The following is a 19,282-nucleotide window of genomic DNA, read 5'->3' as shown; positions in this document are numbered from 1 at the left end:
TATGTTTCATACGAGAATTTGTGATTTATTAAATATAAAATACCCTATAATACAAGGGGGAATGGCTTGGGTGGCTACAGCTGAATTGGCTGCTGCCGTTTCAGAAGCTGGAGGTTTAGGAATTATCGCTGCAGGAAACGCCCCTGCTGAAATAGTGGAGAAAGAGATAAAGAAAGCTAAAGAATTGACCAATAAGCCCTTTGGAGTAAATGTAATGCTTCTATCCCCCTTTGTCGAAGAGGTGGTGGATGTAATTTATCGTGAGAGGATTCCGGTAATCACCACGGGTGCTGGAAATCCCGGTAAATATATTGATAGATTTAAGGAAATAGGTACAAAGGTAATTCCTGTAGTCCCTTCAGTGGCATTAGCCAAAAGGATGGAGAAGCTAGGTGCAGATGCCATCATAGTTGAAGGAACTGAAGCAGGTGGTCATATTGGAGAGTTAACTACAATGGTCCTTGTGCCCCAAATTGTAGAAGAGGTAAATATTCCTGTTATTGCAGCCGGGGGAATTGCCAATGGAAGTAGTTTTCTGGCGGCTTTAGCCTTAGGAGCAGATGGGGTACAGATTGGAACAAGATTTATTTGTACCCATGAATGTACTGCCCATGATAATTATAAAGAGGCTGTTCTAAAGGCTAAGGATAGAGATGCAGTTGTTACAGCAAGGGGCACGGGGCATCCGGTAAGAGTGCTGAAAAATAAGCTATCAAAGGACTTTGCTAAGCTAGAAAAGGAAGGGGCTTCTATAGAAGAGCTTGAGGCCCTTGGATCAGGAAGGCTAAAATTAGCAGTAGTAGATGGGGATATACATGAAGGTTCAGTAATGGCTGGCCAAGTGGCGGCTATGGTGAAGGATATCAAATCCTGTAAAGAAGTTATAGAAGAAATCATTCTTGAAGGTAATAATCAGCTAAAAGAGCTGTTAAAGCAAGGTAAGGAGGTATAAAAATGGGTAAAAGGGCTTTTGTATTCCCAGGTCAGGGTGCTCAATATGTTGGTATGGGCAAAACCCTAGTAGATAATTTTCAGGTAGCGAAGGAAGCTTTTGAAGAGGCCAGTCATCAACTGAATTATGATATGAAGAAGCTATGCTTTGAAGGGCCTGATGAAGAATTAATTAAAACTGAAAACACCCAACCTGCCATACTAACTGCAAGCATTGCAGCTTTAAGGGTTTTAGAAAAGGAAGGGATAGCTTGTGATATGACGGCAGGCTTAAGCTTGGGTGAATATGCCTCATTAGTAAAATCTAATGTTTTCTCCTTTGGTGATGCTGTAAAAATCGTAAAAAATCGGGGAAAATATATGCAAGAGGCTGTTCCAGCCGGTGTGGGTACAATGGCTGCTATTTTGGGTCTGCCAAGAACTGAATTAGAAAAATGTCTTAAGGATTCTCAACAATACGGAATTGTAGAAACTGCCAATTTAAACAGCCCAGGTCAAATTGTAATTTCAGGTGAAGTTGATGCTGTAAAATCAGCAGTTGGCAGAGCCATTGAATTAGGAGCTAAAAAGGCAGTAATATTACCTGTAAGCGCTCCCTTTCATTGTAGTCTTCTAAAGCCTGCAGGAGAGAGGCTAAAGGCTGATCTAGCAAACTATAAAATCAATAATCCTGAGATTGGAGTAATCACCAATGTGGAGGCTAGGTATCTTGAAGGTAAGGATGCAGTCCTACCTAGCTTAGTGAAACAGGTAAGTAGTTCAGTATTATGGCAGGACTCAGTAGAATTTATGATCAATGAGGGTGTAGATACCTTCATAGAAATAGGGCCTGGTAAAACCTTAAGTGCCTTTATCAAAAAAATTGCTAAGAATATGAGTTTAAAGGTAGAAACCTTAAATGTGGAAGATATAGATGGAGTTAAAGAAATCTTAAATACGCTGAATTAGGAGGTAGGTTATGAGCCTAAAGGGAAGAAATGCATTGGTAACAGGTGGTACCAGAGGCATTGGAAAGGCAATTGCCATCGCCCTTGCAAATGAGGGTGCAAACATTATCATTAATTACACCAGCAATAGTCAAGTAGCAGATGAGGTGGTTAAAGAACTAGAAGGTCTTGGAGTAAAGGCTTTGGCCATAAAGGCTAATGTTGCAAATCCCCATGAAGTAAAGGCTATGATGGATGAAATTGAAGAAAAGCTTGAAGGTGTAGATATTCTTATAAATAATGCAGGCATCACTAGAGATAATTTATTTATGAGGATGAAGGATGAAGAATGGCAGCAGGTGATGGATGTAAACTTAAATGGCTTATTTTATTGTACCAAAGCTGTAGTTAGACGGATGATGAAGCAGAAATATGGCAAAATAATAAATATGTCATCTGTTGTTGGAGTAATGGGTAATGCTGGTCAAGCCAACTATTGTGCATCAAAGGCAGGAGTAATTGGAATGACAAAATCCTTAGCAAAGGAGCTTGCTCCCAAGGGAATCAATGTAAATGCCATTGCACCAGGTTTCATTGACACCGACATGACTGCTGTTCTATCAGATAATGTTAAGGATCAGATGATAAACCATATTCCAATGAAAAAATATGGTAAACCTGAGGATATTGCAAATCTAGTTGTATTTTTAAGCAGTGAGGCGTCACAATATATCACTGGTCAGGTAATCCATGTTGATGGCGGAATGGCCATGTAATTTTGGTAAAGTTCATTTTAAAAAATAAATCATAAAAATTCAAGGAGGAATATCAAAATGGTATTTAACAAAATAGTAGAAATTATTGTAGAACAATTAGGTGTAGAGGATGTAGACGCAATTACCCCAGCTACTTCATTAATTAATGATTTAGAAGCAGATTCTTTAGATGCGGTAGAAATCATTATGGCAATTGAAGATGAGTTTGGTGTAGAAATTCCCGATGATGAAGCTGAGAAGTTTAAAAACATCGGTGACATCGTGAAATATGTGGAGGCAAATAAGTAAAGACATTTTAAAGAGATCTTAAGTGTAATGTCAGCCCTAAGGTAGTAATGAAGCGGCTGACATTATGCTGATAAGGTAATTTGTAAGGGAGGCAATTTAATATGAGTAGAAGAGTTGTTGTGACAGGTTTGGGATGTATCACCCCTTTAGGAAACACCGTTGAAGAATTTTGGAACTCTTTGTTAAATGGAAAATCGGGAATCGATTTAATAGATAGATTTGATGCAACAGACTTTCCCACAAAGATAGCAGCACAGGTGAAGGATTTTAACCCCGAGGATTATATAGATAAAAAAGAAGCTAAGAGGATGGATCGATTTACGCAGTATGCAGTAGCAGCCTCAATGATGGCTATGAAGGATGCAAACCTCAGGGTAGAAGAGATTCAGGCAGAGAAATTTGGTGTTATTTTGGGCTCTGGTATTGGGGGAATAGAAACCCTTGAGGAGCAGCATCAAAAGTTGATGGAAAAGGGAGTTAAGAGAATCAGCCCCTTTATGATCCCTATGATGATTACCAATATTGGGGCTGGATATGTTTCCATGACTCTAGGAGCTAAGGGGCCAAATACTACAGTTGTTACCGCATGTGCATCCTCAACCAATGCTATAGGAGAAGCCTTTAAGCTTATTCAAAGGGGAGCCGCAGACATTATGGTAACCGGCGGTATGGAGGCATCTATAACACCATTATCCATTGGAGGTTTTTGCTCCATGAAGGCCATGTCTACCCATAATGAAGAGCCACAAAAGGCAAGCAGGCCCTTCGATCTTAACAGGGACGGCTTTGTAATGGGTGAAGGTTCAGGTATTCTAATTATTGAAGATCTAGAGCATGCTAAAAAAAGAGGGGCCAAAATTTATGCAGAGATTGTTGGCTATGGCATGAGTGCAGATGCCTATCATATTACAGCGCCATCGCCAGAGGGAGAAGGAGCTGCTAGATCAATGGTGGCTGCCCTTGAGGATGCCAATATCCCCTATACCAGCATAGATTATATTAATGCCCATGGTACTAGTACACCTTACAATGATAAATTTGAAACTATGGCCATAAAAACAGTATTCAAGGAGCATGCTTATGAATTATCTGTAAGCTCAACGAAGTCTATGACTGGACATTTGTTAGGTGCTGCAGGTAGCATAGAGGCAATTGCTTGTATTTTAGCTTCAAAAAACAATGTCATACCACCTACAATCAATTTAGAAAACCCAGATCCAGATTGTGACCTTGACTATGTACCAAATGAGAAAAAGAATAGAACTGTTGATTATGCCCTTTCCAATTCTTTAGGCTTTGGTGGTCATAATGCAACCATCATAGTGAAAAAATATTTAGAAGCTTAAAACATTAGGTGACAGGGGATAGTCCTACTGTCACCTTTTATATATTGTTGACATACTGGAGATTTTAATTATAATACTAAATAAGGAATTGGGAATTCTATTTAAAGGCTATATCTAAGGGAGGATATCATATGATTCATAAAAACAGAAGAATGCAGCTTGAGGAGTTTCAAAGGAAAATCCTATATAGCTTTCAAAATCTGCAGCTATTAAACACTGCTTTAACCCATAGCTCCTATGCCAATGAAATGAAGAATAAAAATGTGATACATAACGAAAGATTAGAATTTTTAGGTGATTCAATATTAAGCTTAGCAATAAGCGATTATATATTTCATCAGTATAAGCATTTACCAGAGGGAGACCTTACCAAGGTAAGGGCCAATGTTGTATGCGAGCCTTCCCTTGCCATAAAGGCTAAAAATTTAATGGTTGGCGATTATATGCTATTGGGTAAGGGAGAAGAAAATACTGGTGGAAGACAAAGGGGTTCAATACTGGCTGATGCCTTTGAAGCAATTATCGGTGCCCTATATATAGATGGGGGCTTTCAAGCTGCTAGGGAATTTGTTTTAAGCAACCTTTCAGATTTAGTGGAGCTAGCCGTTCAAGGTAACTTGTTCAAAGATTTTAAAACACAGCTACAGGAGATTCTTCAAAGTAAAACCAACGGAAAAATAAGCTATCAAGTCGTCAATGAAGAGGGACCAGACCATGCAAAAATCTTTAGTGTTGAGGTATACTTAGATCATCAACTTCTTGGTAGGGGAAGGGGAAAGAGTAAAAAGGAAGCAGAACAAAATGCTGCAGAAGAGGCAATAGAAAAGGAAATCCATAAGTATGAATAAATCTATCATCCCTATTTTTATTCCCCATGTTGGCTGTCCCCATGACTGTAGCTTTTGCAATCAAAAAAGAATCGCTGGTGAAAGACGGGAAGTGAGTGGTAAGGAGCTTTCTGAAACAATAGATACCTACCTCTCAACCATAACCAATGATAAGGCTTCCATAGAAGTGGCCTTTTATGGTGGAAGCTTTACTGGATTGCCCCTTGATAACCAACGGGAATTATTGATGCCAGCCTATAGGGCGAAAGAAGCAGGCAAAATAGATGATATCAGGCTTTCTACTCGACCAGACTATATTAATGATAAAGTGCTATCAGAAATTTATAAATTAGGAGTGTCAACCATTGAATTGGGGGTTCAATCCACCAATGATGAGGTTTTAATTAAAAATCTAAGGGGCCATAGCAGCCAAGATGTAGAGATGGCTGTAAATCTTATAAAAGCCTACAATATACAACTGGGGCTACAAATGATGATCGGCTTATTGGGAGACACACCCGAAACCATTGCTGAAACCGTCAAGGATTTTATTAAATGGAGGCCAAACTTTGTTAGAATTTATCCAACAATTGTGATAAAGGATACCCATCTTGAGGAACTGTATAATTTGGGTATATACAAACCAATGGATCTTGAAGAAGTCATAAGCATAGGAAAGGATGCTTTGTTGGCCTTTAATACTGCTAATATTCCAGTTATCAGAATGGGTCTACAATCAACGGAAGAAATCACCTATGGCGTGGGAATTGTGGCTGGCCCCTATCATCCAGCCTATCGGGAGCTGGTGGAAACGGAAATTTTTCGGGATAAAATTCAAAGAGAATTCGATAAAGAAGATATTAAGAACTCCCAAGAAATTGTTATTTATTGTAATAAAAGGGATCCATCAAAGGTTGCTGGATATAAAAAATCCAATAAAGATTATTTTACGCATAAATACAAATTAAAGTCCCTTAAAATAAAAATTACAGACCAATTAATGGAAGGTGAGTTGGTGGTTAAAAATGACAGCGATAATTAACTGTCATTTTTTGTTTTATAGATTCTGGGGCTTAAGGGCCTATCCTTATGATTTTACTAGAGTTATCCATGGCTTTGTGATAAAATAAATCAGTAAGATTCCATTCATTTAATTTTGGGGTGATTTTGTTGTATTTAAAACGCTTAGAAATTCAAGGATTTAAATCTTTTGCTGATAAAATAGAGATGCAGTATGAAAATGGAATTACTGGTGTGGTAGGACCCAATGGTAGTGGCAAAAGCAATATCTCAGATTCCATTCGATGGGTTTTAGGGGAGCAGAGTCCAAAGTCCCTTAGGGGTAGTAAAATGGAAGATGTAATATTTGCTGGAACAGCCTCCAGAAGACCTGTAGGGATGGCGGAGGTATCCATTACTCTAGATAATGCTTCTAGAAAGATGCCCATTGATTATGGTGAAATAACCATTACAAGAAGGGTTTATCGATCAGGTGAAAGTGAGTACTACTTAAATAAATCCGCCTGTAGACTAAAGGATATTAGAGAGCTCCTTATGGATACCGGAATCGGAAAAGAAGGCTACTCAATTATTGGACAAGGAAAAATCGATGAAATTTTAAGCAGTAAGGCTGAGGATAGAAGATTAATATTCGAAGAGGCGGCAGGAATTATTAAATACAAAACCCGAAGAGATGAAGCAGAAAAAAAATTAACCTCCACCAAGGATAATTTGCTAAGGGTTGCAGACATCCTTCATGAACTGGAAAATCAATTGGAGCCCTTAAGAAGACAAAGCGTTAAAGCAAAAAAATATCAAGAGCTTAAAGGAAAATTATTAACCTTAGAGGTAAATCTTTTTATCAGAGAAATTGATAAAATTGAAGTGGAGCTTAATAATATTAATAACCAATTAAAGAAGGTCACTGAATCATTAGAAGAAGGCAGATTAGAAAAGCAAAGGCATGCTGAGGGTATAGAGAATATTAAACAACAACTAAACCAATGGGATATAGAGTATTCTCAGTTACAGGGAGCCTTCCATCAAACGGAAAATGAAATGAAGCAGAAGGAGGGTGACCTTCAGCTCTTTAAGGAAAAGCTGTCCAACAACGATGAAAATGTCAAGCGTTTAAAGGATGAAATAAGGCAAGCTGAGGAAAACCATCAAGAGGTTAAATTCCAGTTGGAGGAAAAGCTGATTCTCTTAGAGGAAATATGTCAGCAACTAAATGAACTTCAACGGGGTTTAACAATCAAGCTGGAGGATTACGAAGCTAAGGCCATTAAAAACAGTGAAAAGGAAAGGGAAATGGAGGATTCTAAATCCTATATCATTGACACCCTTAATCGTATAAGTGATAAAAAAAGTGAATTAAATAGTCTAAAGACCCTTCTGCAAACCATGGAGGATAGACTCCTTCAAGTGGAAGGAGAAAATGACACCAATATTCAAAAACTTAGGGAAAATCAGGATGAAATTGTTATACTGGATGACGAACATAGACAATTATCTGAGGAAATGAAATTGATTTTACACCAAGAGGAGACTCACAAAGAGGAACTTAAAACCTTGGATGATGAAATAACTGAAGGGTATAAAGGGCTAGAGGCCCTAAAGAATAAAATGAACCATCTTCAATCAAGAAAAAATGTACTTGAAGAGATGGAAAAAGAGCATGAGGGATTTAACAAGAGTGTAAAAAACATTCTTCAAGCCTGTAAAGAAAACCCCTCCCTAGGTAGGGGTGTTCATGGAGTAGTGGCTGACCTTATAAAGGTTCCTAAGGGCTACGAAACAGCTATAGAAATTGCCTTAGGTCCTGCCATTCAAAATATTGTTTGCGATAAGGATGAAGAGGCTAAAAGGCTAATACTCCATATGAAAAATAAAAATTTGGGTCGAATAACCATACTGCCAATCAACACCATCCAAAGTAGAAGCATAACCTCAGATGAGCTTTCGATTATAGATCAGCTTTCAAATGTCAAGATTGCCTTTGATATTGTTGATATAGATCCAAAATTCAAAAAAATCTTTTCTAGTCTTTTATCAAGGGTTTTAGTGGTACCTAATATTGAAGCTGGAGTTGAAGCTGCTAAAAAACTGAATTATCGCTTTAAAATTGTTACCCTTGATGGGGATGTGCTAAATATTGGTGGTTCCCTCACTGGTGGAAGCAGTATCAAGAATACCTCTGGAATATTGGGTAGAAAGCGAGAGTTAGAGGATCTGCTGGAAGACATAAATTTAGCAGCTAATAGCTACAATAAAAAGAATCAAGAGGTTCACACATTAAAGGATAATCGGGAATTCATAAGTGAAAATCTTAGTGGATTAAATCTAAGAAGACAGGATGCCAGGATCAAAGAGGCTACCCTTATCAATCAAATTCAACAGGCTAAAAAGGAAAAGGATTCATTAGAAGGAGTAAACAAGCAATTGTTGGCTGAAATTATTCAGTTGAAAAAGGTTAAGGAGGAGTCCTATAGCAAGCTTCAATTAAGAGAAAAAGAAATTCAAGAGTTAGAAGTCAAAATTTCTAATACAAAGGATTCTATTAATAGTATTCACGATTTGCTGCAACTAGAAAAAACAAAGCTTGAGGAGTTAAATAGTGAAATAACTGGTGAGAAGGTTAAGGTAGCCTCCATTGAGGGTAAAAAACAATCAATTCTTCAGGAGATTGAATATCTACAGCAAACCATCCAAAAAAATGAAGGCACTATCTTAAATAAGCAGATGGAAGTAGTTGATACCAATCAACGTTTTATTGATTTAACCCATCAATTGAAATCCAGTGAACAACAGTTAGAAATGTTAACTCAAAGAGCTTCAATCTTAGATCAACAGTTGAATGAAAAGAAAGATAAAAAGAATACTATATTAGAGGCAGAGGCAAAAATACATTCTGAAATTACTTCCTTTGAAGAGGATCTCGCAAAGCTTCAAGAAGATTTTCATAAATTGGAGCTAAAAAGGACCAAGCTAGATATGCAGCAGCAGAGCTATTATAATAGGCTATGGGAGGAGTATGAGCTAACCTATCAAAGTGCTGTTGAGATGAAGATTGAAATAGAAGATATCTCACAATCAAATAAAGATATTAAGAATTATAAGGATGAAATTAAAGCCCTAGGCAGTGTAAATATTGATTCCATAGAGGAGTATGATCGAGTTAAGGAGAGATTTGAGTTTTTAAGAAAGCAACAGGAGGATTTACTTCAGGCCCAAGATTCCCTTAATGAAATTATTAAGGATATGGAAAAAACTATGGAGAAGCAATTTACACAACAATTTCAGATTATAAAAGAGAATTTTAATACAGTATTTACCAAACTATTCGGAGGGGGCCGGGCTGATCTAGTCCTTGAAGAAGAAGGGAACGTTTTAAAATCTGGTGTTGAAATCATTGCCCAACCTCCGGGTAAAAAGCTTCAAAACCTTTCATTACTTTCAGGAGGTGAAAGGGCCCTAACGGCAATTTCACTGCTCTTTGCAATATTGCTGGTTAAACCAAGTCCCTTTTGTATTCTAGACGAAATTGAAGCTGCCCTTGATGACTCCAATGTTCACAGATTTGCAGCATTTCTAAAGGAGCTTTCGGAAACCACACAGTTTATTATTGTTACCCATAGAAAGGGTACTATGGAAATAGCAGATGTCTTATATGGAGTTACGATGGAAGAGGAAGGGGTATCTAAACTGGTTTCAGTTAAGCTAATGGATCAGGAAGAGGATGAGATGGCCAGCTAGATTTAGAAAACCAATGAGTAATTAGAAATGAGTAATTAATATGGATAATTGTTTAAGAAAAAATAAGAAATTTTCTATGAAAATTTCCACATCAATTCAACATTCAACATTCAACATTCAACATTTAGAAAAGATTCAGGAAGCTAGTTAATTTGTCATAAAATACCCATATAAAACCATTGAAATTTTAATGACAAATCCCTAGCTAAGTGACTAACATCAATCAGAGATTGGGTTATCTACTTATCAATTTCCGAAAGGGGTTTTCAAAGTGTTTAAAAAGCTATTCAATAAATTAACCAATAAAGAGACTATCGAAAAAGAAAAGGATCAAGATCTAGAATATCTTTCCCATGAGTTAGAAGAACTTGAGGGTAGTAGCATGCCTGAAGAAATCTTAGAAGCTGAAGAGGAAGAGATAAGACAGGAAGTTCAGGAAGGCTATGAAGAAATTGAGGAATATGAAGAAGAACTGGATGAAGACTATGAAGAAATAGCGAAGGAATTTGAGGTTCAAGAGGAAGAGGAAGAGCCTGTAATTTTAGAAGAGGAACCCCAACAACAGCCTCCTACAAAGGTAAGTCTATTCCAACGCCTCAAAGAGGGCTTAGCCAAAACAAAGCAAGGAATAACCGGTAAGGTGGATGAGTTGATTAAATCCTACCAAAAAATCGATGATGATCTATTCGATGAGCTGGAGGAAATCCTTATTACCGCAGATATCGGTGTTCAAACTACTATGGATATCATAGATGCAATAAAAGATAAGGTTAAGTCAGAAAAAATTAAAGACCCCTTGGCTATTAAAGAGTTATTAAAGGAGCAGTTATTCGAAATTCTGAATGAATTATCTGATGATGAGAAGCTTAAAATAGAACCTTCACCAGCTATAATCCTTGTTGTGGGGGTTAATGGAGTGGGTAAAACCACCTCCATTGGAAAGATTGCCCACCGATTAAAAGGAGAAGGAAAGAAGGTTTTATTAGCAGCTGGCGACACCTTTAGAGCAGCCGCCATCGATCAACTTCAGGTATGGGGAAAAAGGGCAGGGGTTGAAGTAATTCATCATCAAGAGGGCTCAGACCCAGCAGCCGTTATATATGATGCCATACAGGCAGCTAGGGCAAGAAATGCTGAAGTTCTAATTTGTGATACAGCTGGTAGACTTCATAATAAGAAGAACCTAATGATGGAGCTGGAAAAGATCTTTAGAGTAGTTGAGCGGGAATACTCCAATGCCACCAGGGAGGTGTTGTTGGTTTTAGATGCCACCACAGGGCAAAATGCCATTCAACAGGCTAAGATATTTAATGAAGCTGCTGATATTACAGGCCTTATTCTCACCAAATTGGATGGTACAGCTAAGGGTGGGGTAGTGATAGGCATCAGTAGAGAGCTAAAGGTCCCCGTTAAATTTATTGGAGTAGGAGAGCAAAAGGAGGATCTACAAGAATTTGATTCAAAGGCCTTTGTAAATGCTCTATTTGGACAGGAATAATAAAAGTGTTGACACCACTAGGGTTTTAGTATAGAATACTACTGTAAAGTAAAAAACCTTTACAGTAACTGCTGGGGAGTGTTCTCCATGATTGAAAAAACCATAGAAATCTCTATGCTATTTGATTTTTATAATCAGCTATTAACAGAAAGACAACGCGATATGATTGACCTATACTATAATCAGGATTTATCCCTAGGGGAAATAGCTGAAACTTTTGATATTTCTAGACAAGCGGTATACGATACAATAAAGAGAACAGAAAAAATATTATACCAATATGAAGAAAAGCTGAAACTCATTCAATTGTTTTCGGATAAAACTCAAAATGTTGAAGGGGCTTTAAAAGAGATCATTGTTTTAGAGGAAATGATCAAATCAGGATCCTCTAATAATCAGTTGGAATTAAAAATTGCATCCATTAAAGAGTTATTGATGGAAATGTTGAACTAAACCCAAGGAGGTTTCAAAATGGTATTTGAAGGCTTAGCAGAAAAACTTCAAAGTACTTTACAAAAGCTTAAGGGGAAAGGTAAGGTCAGCGAAAAGGATGTAACTGAGGCAATGAGGGAAGTAAAAATGGCATTGCTGGAGGCTGATGTTAACTTTAAGGTTGTAAAGGATTTTATAAATAAGGTTAAAGAAAGAGCTGTTGGAGCCGAGGTTTTAGAAAGCTTAACTCCTGGGCAGCAAATTATCAAAATTGTAAATGAAGAACTAACGGCTTTAATGGGTACAACCCAAAGTAAAATAAATTTTTCATCCAAGCCTCCTACCATATTAATGCTGGTGGGTTTACAGGGGGCAGGAAAAACCACCATGGGTGGGAAATTAGCCAATATGTTTAAGAAGCAAGGAAAACGTCCTCTGTTGGTGGCTTGTGACATTTATCGTCCGGCAGCCATCAAACAATTACAAATTGTTGGGGGACAGGTGGATGTACCCGTCTTCACCCTTGGAGATAAAGAAAATCCAGTAAAAATTGCAAATGAAGGTATTAAGCATGCCCTTGATCATGGAAATGATTTTGTGATTATTGACACTGCTGGACGACTTCATATAGATGACGACTTAATGGGTGAGCTGCAAAACATAAAATCAAATGTAAAGCCCCATGAAATTCTGTTAGTTGTGGATGCTATGACAGGTCAAGATGCAGTTAATGTTGCAGAGCATTTTAATGAAAAGCTTGGAATAGATGGAGTGATTCTAACAAAGCTAGATGGAGATACAAGGGGCGGGGCAGCCCTATCTGTGAGGGCTGTTACAGGTAAGCCGATAAAATTTGTTGGATTAGGTGAAAAACTTAATGAAAACAGTATTGAGGTTTTCCATCCCGATAGAATGGCTTCAAGAATCCTTGGCATGGGTGACGTATTAAGCCTAATTGAAAAGGCCCAAGCAAATTTTGATGCAAAAAAGGCAATGGAGCTAGAAAAGAAAATTAAAAGTCAATCCTTTACCTTTGATGATTTCCTTGATCAGCTACAGCAGGTAAAAAGCATGGGATCCATTAGTCAGCTTTTGGAGATGATCCCAGGAGCAGGTAAACAGCTAAAGGGTATGGATGTAGATGAAAAGGAGCTTGTTCATATTCAGGCCATAATACAATCCATGACAAAAGAGGAAAGACAGAACCCATCAATAATCAATGGTAGCAGAAGAAAACGTATTGCTGCAGGAAGCGGAACCAATGTTCAACAGGTTAATAGATTATTAAAACAATTTGAACAAACAAGAAAAATGATGAAGCAGTTTGCAGATATGGACAAAATGAAAAAGGGAGGAAAGTTTAAACTACCTTTCTTTGGAAGATAATTTTTCATTTTACTATTTAAAGGAGGTGAAATATATGGCAGTTAAGATCAGATTAAAGAGAATGGGAGCGCATAAAAGACCCTTCTACAGAATAGTAGTAGCTGATTCTCGTGCACCAAGGGATGGTAGATTCATCGAAGAAATCGGATATTATAATCCAGTTTCCGAGCCAAAGGAAATTAAAATAGATGACCAAAAGGCAACAAAGTGGTTAAACAATGGCGCACAACCTACTGATACTGTAAAATATCTACTTAAAAAGAGCGGCATTATTGAATAATAATGTTTAGGGGGTTAACGAAAATGGGCGAATTAGTTAAAGTAATTGCACAAGCTTTGGTAGACAATCCTGAGGAAGTTGTTGTTAATGAAGTTGAAGGTAATCAATCCATTATTGTTGAACTGAAGGTTGCCCCAGAGGATATGGGAAAAGTTATTGGAAAGCAAGGAAGAATTGCTAAAGCCATTAGAACTGTAGTTAAGGCTGCAGCTACTAAGGACAATAAACGAGTTATAGTAGAGATTATCTAATTAAAAAACTTTTAATTTAAGCTCCGTAAAACCTAGTACCTAAAGTATCTAATTGAATACGATAGGCTGCTAGGTTTTTGCAACAATCAAGGGAAATAGGCAGGTGAATGAAGATGAAATATCTAAGGGTAGGTAAGATTGCAAGCACCCACGGTATTAAAGGTGCTGTAAAGGTTTTTCCTACAACTGATTATCCAGAACGATTTGAAGAGCTAAAATATGTTTATCTAGATAAGACCGATAAGCTCATTATAAACAATGTTCAATACCAAAAAAATATGGTGATTCTTACCTTTAAAGAGTTTAACGATATCAATCAAGTGGAAAGGCTAAAGGGTAAGGAATTGTTTATTGATGAGAGCCAAAGAAGAAAGCTGCCTGAGGATACCTACTATATAGCCGATATTATTGGAATTGATGTTTACACAGATAAGGATGTCTACTTAGGTAAAGTTAAGGACATAATACAAACAGGACCTAGTGAAGTATATGTTATTGGCAATGACGAAGGAAAAGAATATATGATTCCCTCGGTAAAGGAGTTCATCCCTATTATCGATATTGATAATAAAAGAATCGTTGTTAAGCCAATTGAAGGAATGATTGAATGAAAATAAGAATACTAACCTTATTTCCAGAGATGTTTGATAAAACCCTTGGTTCTAGTATTCTTCAAAGGGCTATAGACAATGGATATTTGGATATTCAATCATTGAATATCAGGGATTTTTCTGATAGTAAGCATAAAAAGGTGGATGATTATCCATACGGTGGTGGCCCTGGAATGGTTATGACCCCACAGCCGGTTTTTGATTGTCATAAGCAAGCTCTAGAAAATCTTGATTCTATAGAGGCCCCAAGGACAATATATATGTCTCCTAAGGGTAAGGTTTTCAATCAGAAGCTGGCTCAAGAGCTCTCAAAGGAGAAGGCCTTAATTTTCATCTGTGGTCATTATGAAGGAATCGATCAAAGGATTATTGACACCTTAGTAACAGATGAAATATCCATTGGAGACTATGTATTAACTGGAGGAGAAATTCCTGCTATGGCTGTTGTGGATGCTGTAGCAAGGTTAATTCCAGGAGTATTATCACAGGAGGAATCCTATAAGGATGAGTCCTTTTATAATGGATTATTGGAGTATCCTCAATATACAAGACCGCAGGATTTTAGAGGGATGACTGTTCCAGATGTTCTAACTTCTGGGAACCATAAGGATATTGATGAGTGGAGGTTTCGACAATCAGTGGAGCTGACCAGAAATAGAAGACCGGATCTTCTAAAGGACTTTGTTGTCCCTAAGGATAAAGAAAAGCTCTTTAAGAAAATTACTATAGAAGAAAAGGATAGAAAATAAGCTGAAAATAATGCTGAAATTAATCCACAAACTTTATAAGCTTTCTATTGCCAATGAAGATTGGTTATGATATAATTACAAAGGTATTACGGGCGGTCCTCTATGTTGGAGTCATATGAACGTCTAGGAAGAGAGGAGGGACATATATGGATTTAATAAAAGCAATTGAAACTGAACAACTTAAGAAGGATATGGTTGAGTTCGGTACAGGTGACACTGTAAAAGTACATGTTAGAATCAAAGAAGGTTCTCGTGAAAGAGTTCAGGTTTTCGAAGGAATTGTTATAAAAAGACAAGGTGGCGGAATCGCTGAGACCTTTACTGTAAGAAGAATTTCTTATGGTGTAGGAGTTGAAAGAACATTCCCAGTGCACTCTCCTAAAATCGAAAAGATTGATGTTGTAACAAGAGGTAAGGTTAGAAGAGCTAAGTTATTCTATCTAAGGGATAGAGTTGGTAAGGCAGCCTTCAAGATTAAAGAAAAGAAAAAGTATAGCAAATAATAAAAGGGACTGTTTTCAGTCCCTTTATTTATAATGAAAGGTTTTATTAAGGGTAGGTGAAAACTCATGAATATAAATTGGTTTCCAGGTCATATGAAGAAGACTAGAGAGCTTTTAAAGGAACAACTAAAGCTTGTAGATGTTGTTTTCGAACTTTTAGATGCTAGAATCCCTTTTAGTAGCAAAAATCCTGAAATAGACCAAATGATAGGCTCTAAACCTAGGGTAGTTGTATTAAACAAAGCTGATCTAGCCGATGAAGGTGCAACAACTAAATGGATTCATTATTATAAAAGTAAAAATATAACCGCCATTCCTGTCAATACAATCAGCGGTAAGGGTTTAAGAAATGTGATACAACAGGCAGAAGAGGCCACCAAAGAAAAAAGGGAAGCTTTACTTAAGAAGGGTAGAAGGAATAGAGCCATTAGAATTATGATGGTGGGTATACCCAATGTAGGGAAATCCTCTATGATTAATCAACTGGCTGGTAAGAAAAGTGCTCAAACCGGGGATAGGCCTGGTGTGACAAAGGGGAAACAATGGATACGCTTAAAGGGTAATATGGAGTTACTGGATACCCCGGGAATACTATGGCCTAAATTCGAGGATCAAGATGTTGCAATGAAATTGGCCTATACGGGTGCTATTAAGGATGAGATTATGGATATTGAAACCCTTGCCCTTAAACTAATAGAAGTTCTGATCCCCTTACATATGGATAAGTTAATGGAAAGATACTCTCTAAAAGAAGTTCCTGAGACCCCCTTAGAAACAATGAATGAAATAGCCCGTGTTAGAGGCTGCTTAATAAAGGGTGGAGAAATTGATTTTTCCAGGGTTGCCAATATTATATTGGATGAATTTAGAGGTGGAAAAATTGGAAGGATCACTTTGGAGTATCCGGAGGAAGTAAATATTACAAATTGAAAGTTGAAAATGAAAAATGGAAAATGAAAACCATAGAATAAAGTGCTAAAACACCACTTCATTAGAATGTTTTGTTGTTTTAGAGCTTTTATAATCTATTATAACTTTCGTCTTTAATTTTCTGCTAGCAATCTTCAGCTTAAAAGTTTTACGTAGTACAACATCTCTATTCTTTTAATGTTGTCTTTAATTTTAAATTTTCAATATTCAATTTTCAATTTCAAAGGGGGGTTTTATCTTGGAGATGCTACAGCTGGAGAGCCAGCTATGGGATGAGGGCTATGAATACATAGCCTGTATAGATGAAGTAGGACGGGGCTGTTTATTTGGTAGTGTACTGGCGGCAGCCGTTATCATGCCAAAGAATTACATAATTGAAGGTGTTAGGGATTCTAAAAAGCTAACTCCCAAGAAAAGAGAGGCCCTTTACGAAATCATTAAAGCAAATGCCATTGCCATTGGTGTGGGTACAGTTACCCCAGAGGTAATAGATGAAATTAATATAAAAAATGCAACCCGTTTAGCAATGAAAAGGGCTGTTTTAAGCTTAAAGGATCAGTCGGGTAGCATCATAAAACCTGATTATTTATTGATTGATGCAGAATCAATCCATATGGATATTCCCCAAAGTTCCATTATTAAAGGAGATGATACCTCCCATGGTATTGCTGCAGCTTCTATTGTTGCAAAGGTTATAAGGGATAGAATGTGTCTGAAATGGGCAGTTCAATATCCCAATTATGGATTAGAACAACACAAGGGTTATGGTACAAAGCTCCATGTGGAGGCATTATTAAAATTCGGACCAAGTCAGCTCCATAGAAAGAGCTTTCTAAAGAAGATTCTTTAGGGTCGGGACAATGCTATGAAAAAATCTTTAGGTAAGGATGGAGAAGCCTTTGCCAGAAGCTATTTGATTAGAGAAGGATACCATATTCTCTTTAATAATTATAGGACAAGGTTTGGGGAAATGGATATTATCGCGAAGAAGGGAAATCTAATAGTCTTTGTTGAGGTGAAAACTAGAACATCAACAGTATATGGGCAGCCCAGAGAATCCATAAATTATAAAAAACAAATGAATTATCAAAGACTAGCCCTTCATTATGTTCAAAATAATCCTGTTGCAGAAGCAGATTATCGATTTGATGTTATAGAAATTATCAAAAAGGGTGAAGAGTATAGTATTAATCACATAATGAATGCATTTTAGACGATGGCAAAATAATAGTATAAAGACCAGTCACTAGACTGGTCTTTGTTTATACTTATTTTAATAGCTCTTCAATTGGCTTAGATGGTATGCTAGGATAATCCAACACTCTACCTTCCCATGTCCGGATTTTTACGTGATTTTTTCCATGGGATAATATATATTGGGGTAATACTGGTGTTTTACCATAGCCACCTGGAGCATTAATTATGTAGGTTGGTATTGCCATACCTGAGGTATAACCCCTTAAGTACTCCATAATTTCCATGCCTTCATCGACGGAGGTATTAAAGTGTAAAGTACCAACTACCTTCTTAGCATGGAAGATATAGTAGGGTTTTACACGACATTTTAACAGTTCGTGGTTTAACAATCTCATAACAAATTTATCGTTATTTACCCCATTTAGTAGAACAGCTTGGTTTCCTAAAGGGATTCCTATATTGGCTAACTTTTCGCAGGCCTCTTTAGCCTCGGAAGTGATTTCTATCGGACTGTTGAAATGGGTATTGATAAAAATAGGATGATACTTCTTTAAAATATTACATAGCTCATCAGAAACACGCTGGGGCATCGTAACGATTGTTCTGGTACCTAGTCTAATATATTCTACAGTAGGAATAGCGTGGAGCTCTCCCAATAGCCAATCCAGCATTTCATCTGAGAGGGTGAAGGGATCTCCTCCGGTTATTAAAACGTCTCTGATTTCTGGATTCCCTCTAATATAATCAAGGGATTCCTGAATTATCTCCCTAGATTGATGTAAGTCATCGCTACCAATATTCCTTCTTCTTTGACAATGTCTACAATACATAGCACATTCATTTGTTACGTTTATAATCAGTCTATCGGGATATCTTCTGGTAATCGATCCAGCAGGATTGGTAAATTCCTCATTTAGAGGGTCTGATTTTCCTGACTTTTTCTCTATTTCTAATTTTGTAGGTATAGCCATAAGCTTTATAGGATCAAATTTATTGTCATCATCGATTAATGAAAGATAATAGGGAGAAATAGACCATCTAAATTTTTTCTGTACCTGTTGAACAGCCTTAATTTCCTTTTCATCAAGATTAATGATCTTTGTTAAAGTGTCAACATCAGATATTCTGTTCTTAAGCTGCCACTTCCAGTCCTTCCAGTCCTCTTCCGTGGCATTAAAAAGCTTAAGGATCTTTTCTTTTTTAACCTTCATTTTTTCCTGTTGTTCAGCCGACATGCCTTTGGGAATCTTATCCCTTATATCTAGATAATCTTCGATTCTTGATTTTAACTGGGCAGCTCTGCTTAAAGATATTTCCCTTGGGGTTTTTTCAAAAATTTTTTCTTCCATAACCCTCTCCTCCTTCTTATATTAATGTAAAAATAATCGTAAAAAAGGTATCACAAAATAAGGTGTCAATCATTATTATTAACACAGAATTTGATTATTATTTTTTTTAGGAAATTAATGTTTGATATTAAGATATGTCACGAAGGGATGTATGACAATTGCAGTTTGAAATGTTTCGTTAGTCTTAAATTATATTATATTTTCATTATTATGTCAAATTGGACAAA

At 37.0% G+C, this 19,282-nt stretch carries 20 protein-coding genes; 19 read left to right on the top strand and 1 reads right to left on the bottom strand.

The genetic code is table 11. From position 1 onward, the window contains the following. Nucleotide 1 precedes the first annotated feature (1 nt). The 19 genes from fabK (at nucleotide 2) to F8153_RS04285 (ending at nucleotide 17,722) form a co-directional block, all read left to right on the top strand. Nucleotides 2-952, top strand: coding sequence for an enoyl-[acyl-carrier-protein] reductase FabK (gene fabK / locus F8153_RS04375; RefSeq protein WP_151865148.1), 951 nt, complete (start codon nucleotides 2-4; stop codon nucleotides 950-952). Nucleotides 953-954: 2 nt separating this feature from the next. Beyond that, nucleotides 955-1,899: an ACP S-malonyltransferase gene (gene fabD, locus F8153_RS04370; RefSeq protein WP_151865147.1), complete on the top strand. Its 945-nt coding sequence runs from the start codon at nucleotides 955-957 to the stop codon at nucleotides 1,897-1,899. 10 nt (nucleotides 1,900-1,909) lie between these two features. Further along, nucleotides 1,910-2,653 carry a 3-oxoacyl-[acyl-carrier-protein] reductase gene (gene fabG / locus F8153_RS04365; protein WP_151865146.1) on the top strand — a complete coding sequence of 248 codons (744 nt, stop codon included), beginning with the start codon at nucleotides 1,910-1,912 and terminating at the stop codon, nucleotides 2,651-2,653. A gap of 57 nt (nucleotides 2,654-2,710) precedes the next feature. Then, nucleotides 2,711-2,941: an acyl carrier protein gene (gene acpP, locus F8153_RS04360; RefSeq protein ID WP_151865145.1), complete on the top strand. Its 231-nt coding sequence runs from the start codon at nucleotides 2,711-2,713 to the stop codon at nucleotides 2,939-2,941. Between the two features lie 101 nt (nucleotides 2,942-3,042). Beyond that, nucleotides 3,043-4,287 (top strand): beta-ketoacyl-ACP synthase II, encoded by a 1,245-nt coding sequence (gene fabF, locus F8153_RS04355; RefSeq protein WP_151865144.1) that lies wholly within the window; start codon nucleotides 3,043-3,045, stop codon nucleotides 4,285-4,287. 131 nt (nucleotides 4,288-4,418) lie between these two features. Continuing rightward, a complete protein-coding gene (gene rnc, locus F8153_RS04350) occupies nucleotides 4,419-5,135 on the top strand; it encodes a ribonuclease III (RefSeq protein ID WP_151865143.1) in 717 nt (238 codons plus the stop codon). Continuing rightward, on the top strand, nucleotides 5,128-6,156 hold the full coding sequence (locus F8153_RS04345) for an elongator complex protein 3 (RefSeq protein WP_243136893.1): 1,029 nt from the start codon (nucleotides 5,128-5,130) through the stop codon (nucleotides 6,154-6,156). Before rnc ends, F8153_RS04345 begins: the two co-directional genes overlap by 8 nt. 128 nt (nucleotides 6,157-6,284) lie before the next feature. Then, entirely contained in the window at nucleotides 6,285-9,869 is a 3,585-nt protein-coding gene (smc, locus tag F8153_RS04340; protein WP_151865141.1) for a chromosome segregation protein SMC, read from the top strand. Nucleotides 9,870-10,140: 271 nt separating this feature from the next. Continuing rightward, nucleotides 10,141-11,367 carry a signal recognition particle-docking protein FtsY gene (gene ftsY, locus F8153_RS04335; RefSeq protein WP_151865140.1) on the top strand — a complete coding sequence of 409 codons (1,227 nt, stop codon included), beginning with the start codon at nucleotides 10,141-10,143 and terminating at the stop codon, nucleotides 11,365-11,367. Between the two features lie 87 nt (nucleotides 11,368-11,454). Then, the gene (gene ylxM, locus F8153_RS04330) at nucleotides 11,455-11,820 is read left to right on the top strand and encodes a YlxM family DNA-binding protein (RefSeq protein ID WP_151865139.1); all 366 of its coding nucleotides are present in this window, start codon (nucleotides 11,455-11,457) and stop codon (nucleotides 11,818-11,820) included. Nucleotides 11,821-11,838: 18 nt separating this feature from the next. Continuing rightward, complete coding sequence (gene ffh, locus F8153_RS04325) at nucleotides 11,839-13,185, top strand: signal recognition particle protein (RefSeq protein WP_151865138.1); 1,347 nt, start codon at nucleotides 11,839-11,841, stop codon at nucleotides 13,183-13,185. Nucleotides 13,186-13,219: 34 nt separating this feature from the next. Continuing rightward, entirely contained in the window at nucleotides 13,220-13,465 is a 246-nt protein-coding gene (gene rpsP, locus F8153_RS04320; RefSeq protein ID WP_151865137.1) for a 30S ribosomal protein S16, read from the top strand. Between the two features lie 23 nt (nucleotides 13,466-13,488). Beyond that, the gene (locus F8153_RS04315) at nucleotides 13,489-13,716 is read left to right on the top strand and encodes a KH domain-containing protein (RefSeq protein WP_151865136.1); all 228 of its coding nucleotides are present in this window, start codon (nucleotides 13,489-13,491) and stop codon (nucleotides 13,714-13,716) included. 113 nt (nucleotides 13,717-13,829) lie between these two features. After that, nucleotides 13,830-14,327, top strand: coding sequence for a ribosome maturation factor RimM (rimM, locus tag F8153_RS04310; protein WP_243136892.1), 498 nt, complete (start codon nucleotides 13,830-13,832; stop codon nucleotides 14,325-14,327). Then, nucleotides 14,324-15,076: a tRNA (guanosine(37)-N1)-methyltransferase TrmD gene (gene trmD, locus F8153_RS04305; protein WP_151865134.1), complete on the top strand. Its 753-nt coding sequence runs from the start codon at nucleotides 14,324-14,326 to the stop codon at nucleotides 15,074-15,076. The genes rimM and trmD overlap by 4 nt, the downstream gene beginning before the upstream one ends. 146 nt (nucleotides 15,077-15,222) lie before the next feature. After that, nucleotides 15,223-15,579, top strand: coding sequence for a 50S ribosomal protein L19 (gene rplS, locus F8153_RS04300; protein WP_151865133.1), 357 nt, complete (start codon nucleotides 15,223-15,225; stop codon nucleotides 15,577-15,579). Nucleotides 15,580-15,645: 66 nt separating this feature from the next. Continuing rightward, nucleotides 15,646-16,509 carry a ribosome biogenesis GTPase YlqF gene (gene ylqF / locus F8153_RS04295; protein WP_151865132.1) on the top strand — a complete coding sequence of 288 codons (864 nt, stop codon included), beginning with the start codon at nucleotides 15,646-15,648 and terminating at the stop codon, nucleotides 16,507-16,509. Between the two features lie 244 nt (nucleotides 16,510-16,753). Further along, entirely contained in the window at nucleotides 16,754-17,359 is a 606-nt protein-coding gene (locus F8153_RS04290; protein WP_330577697.1) for a ribonuclease HII, read from the top strand. Between the two features lie 15 nt (nucleotides 17,360-17,374). Further along, nucleotides 17,375-17,722 carry a YraN family protein gene (locus tag F8153_RS04285; RefSeq protein ID WP_151865130.1) on the top strand — a complete coding sequence of 116 codons (348 nt, stop codon included), beginning with the start codon at nucleotides 17,375-17,377 and terminating at the stop codon, nucleotides 17,720-17,722. Between the two features lie 55 nt (nucleotides 17,723-17,777). Here F8153_RS04285 and eam read toward each other — a convergent pair whose 3' ends face one another. Next, complete coding sequence (gene eam / locus F8153_RS04280; RefSeq protein ID WP_151865129.1) at nucleotides 17,778-19,055, bottom strand: glutamate 2,3-aminomutase; 1,278 nt, start codon at nucleotides 19,053-19,055, stop codon at nucleotides 17,778-17,780. Nucleotides 19,056-19,282: the final 227 nt, after the last annotated feature.

This window comes from Alkaliphilus serpentinus (genome assembly GCF_009017255.1).
Lineage (GTDB): Bacteria > Bacillota > Clostridia > Peptostreptococcales > Natronincolaceae > Alkaliphilus_D > Alkaliphilus_D serpentinus.
This window is presented reverse-complemented; position numbering and strand designations above follow the sequence as displayed.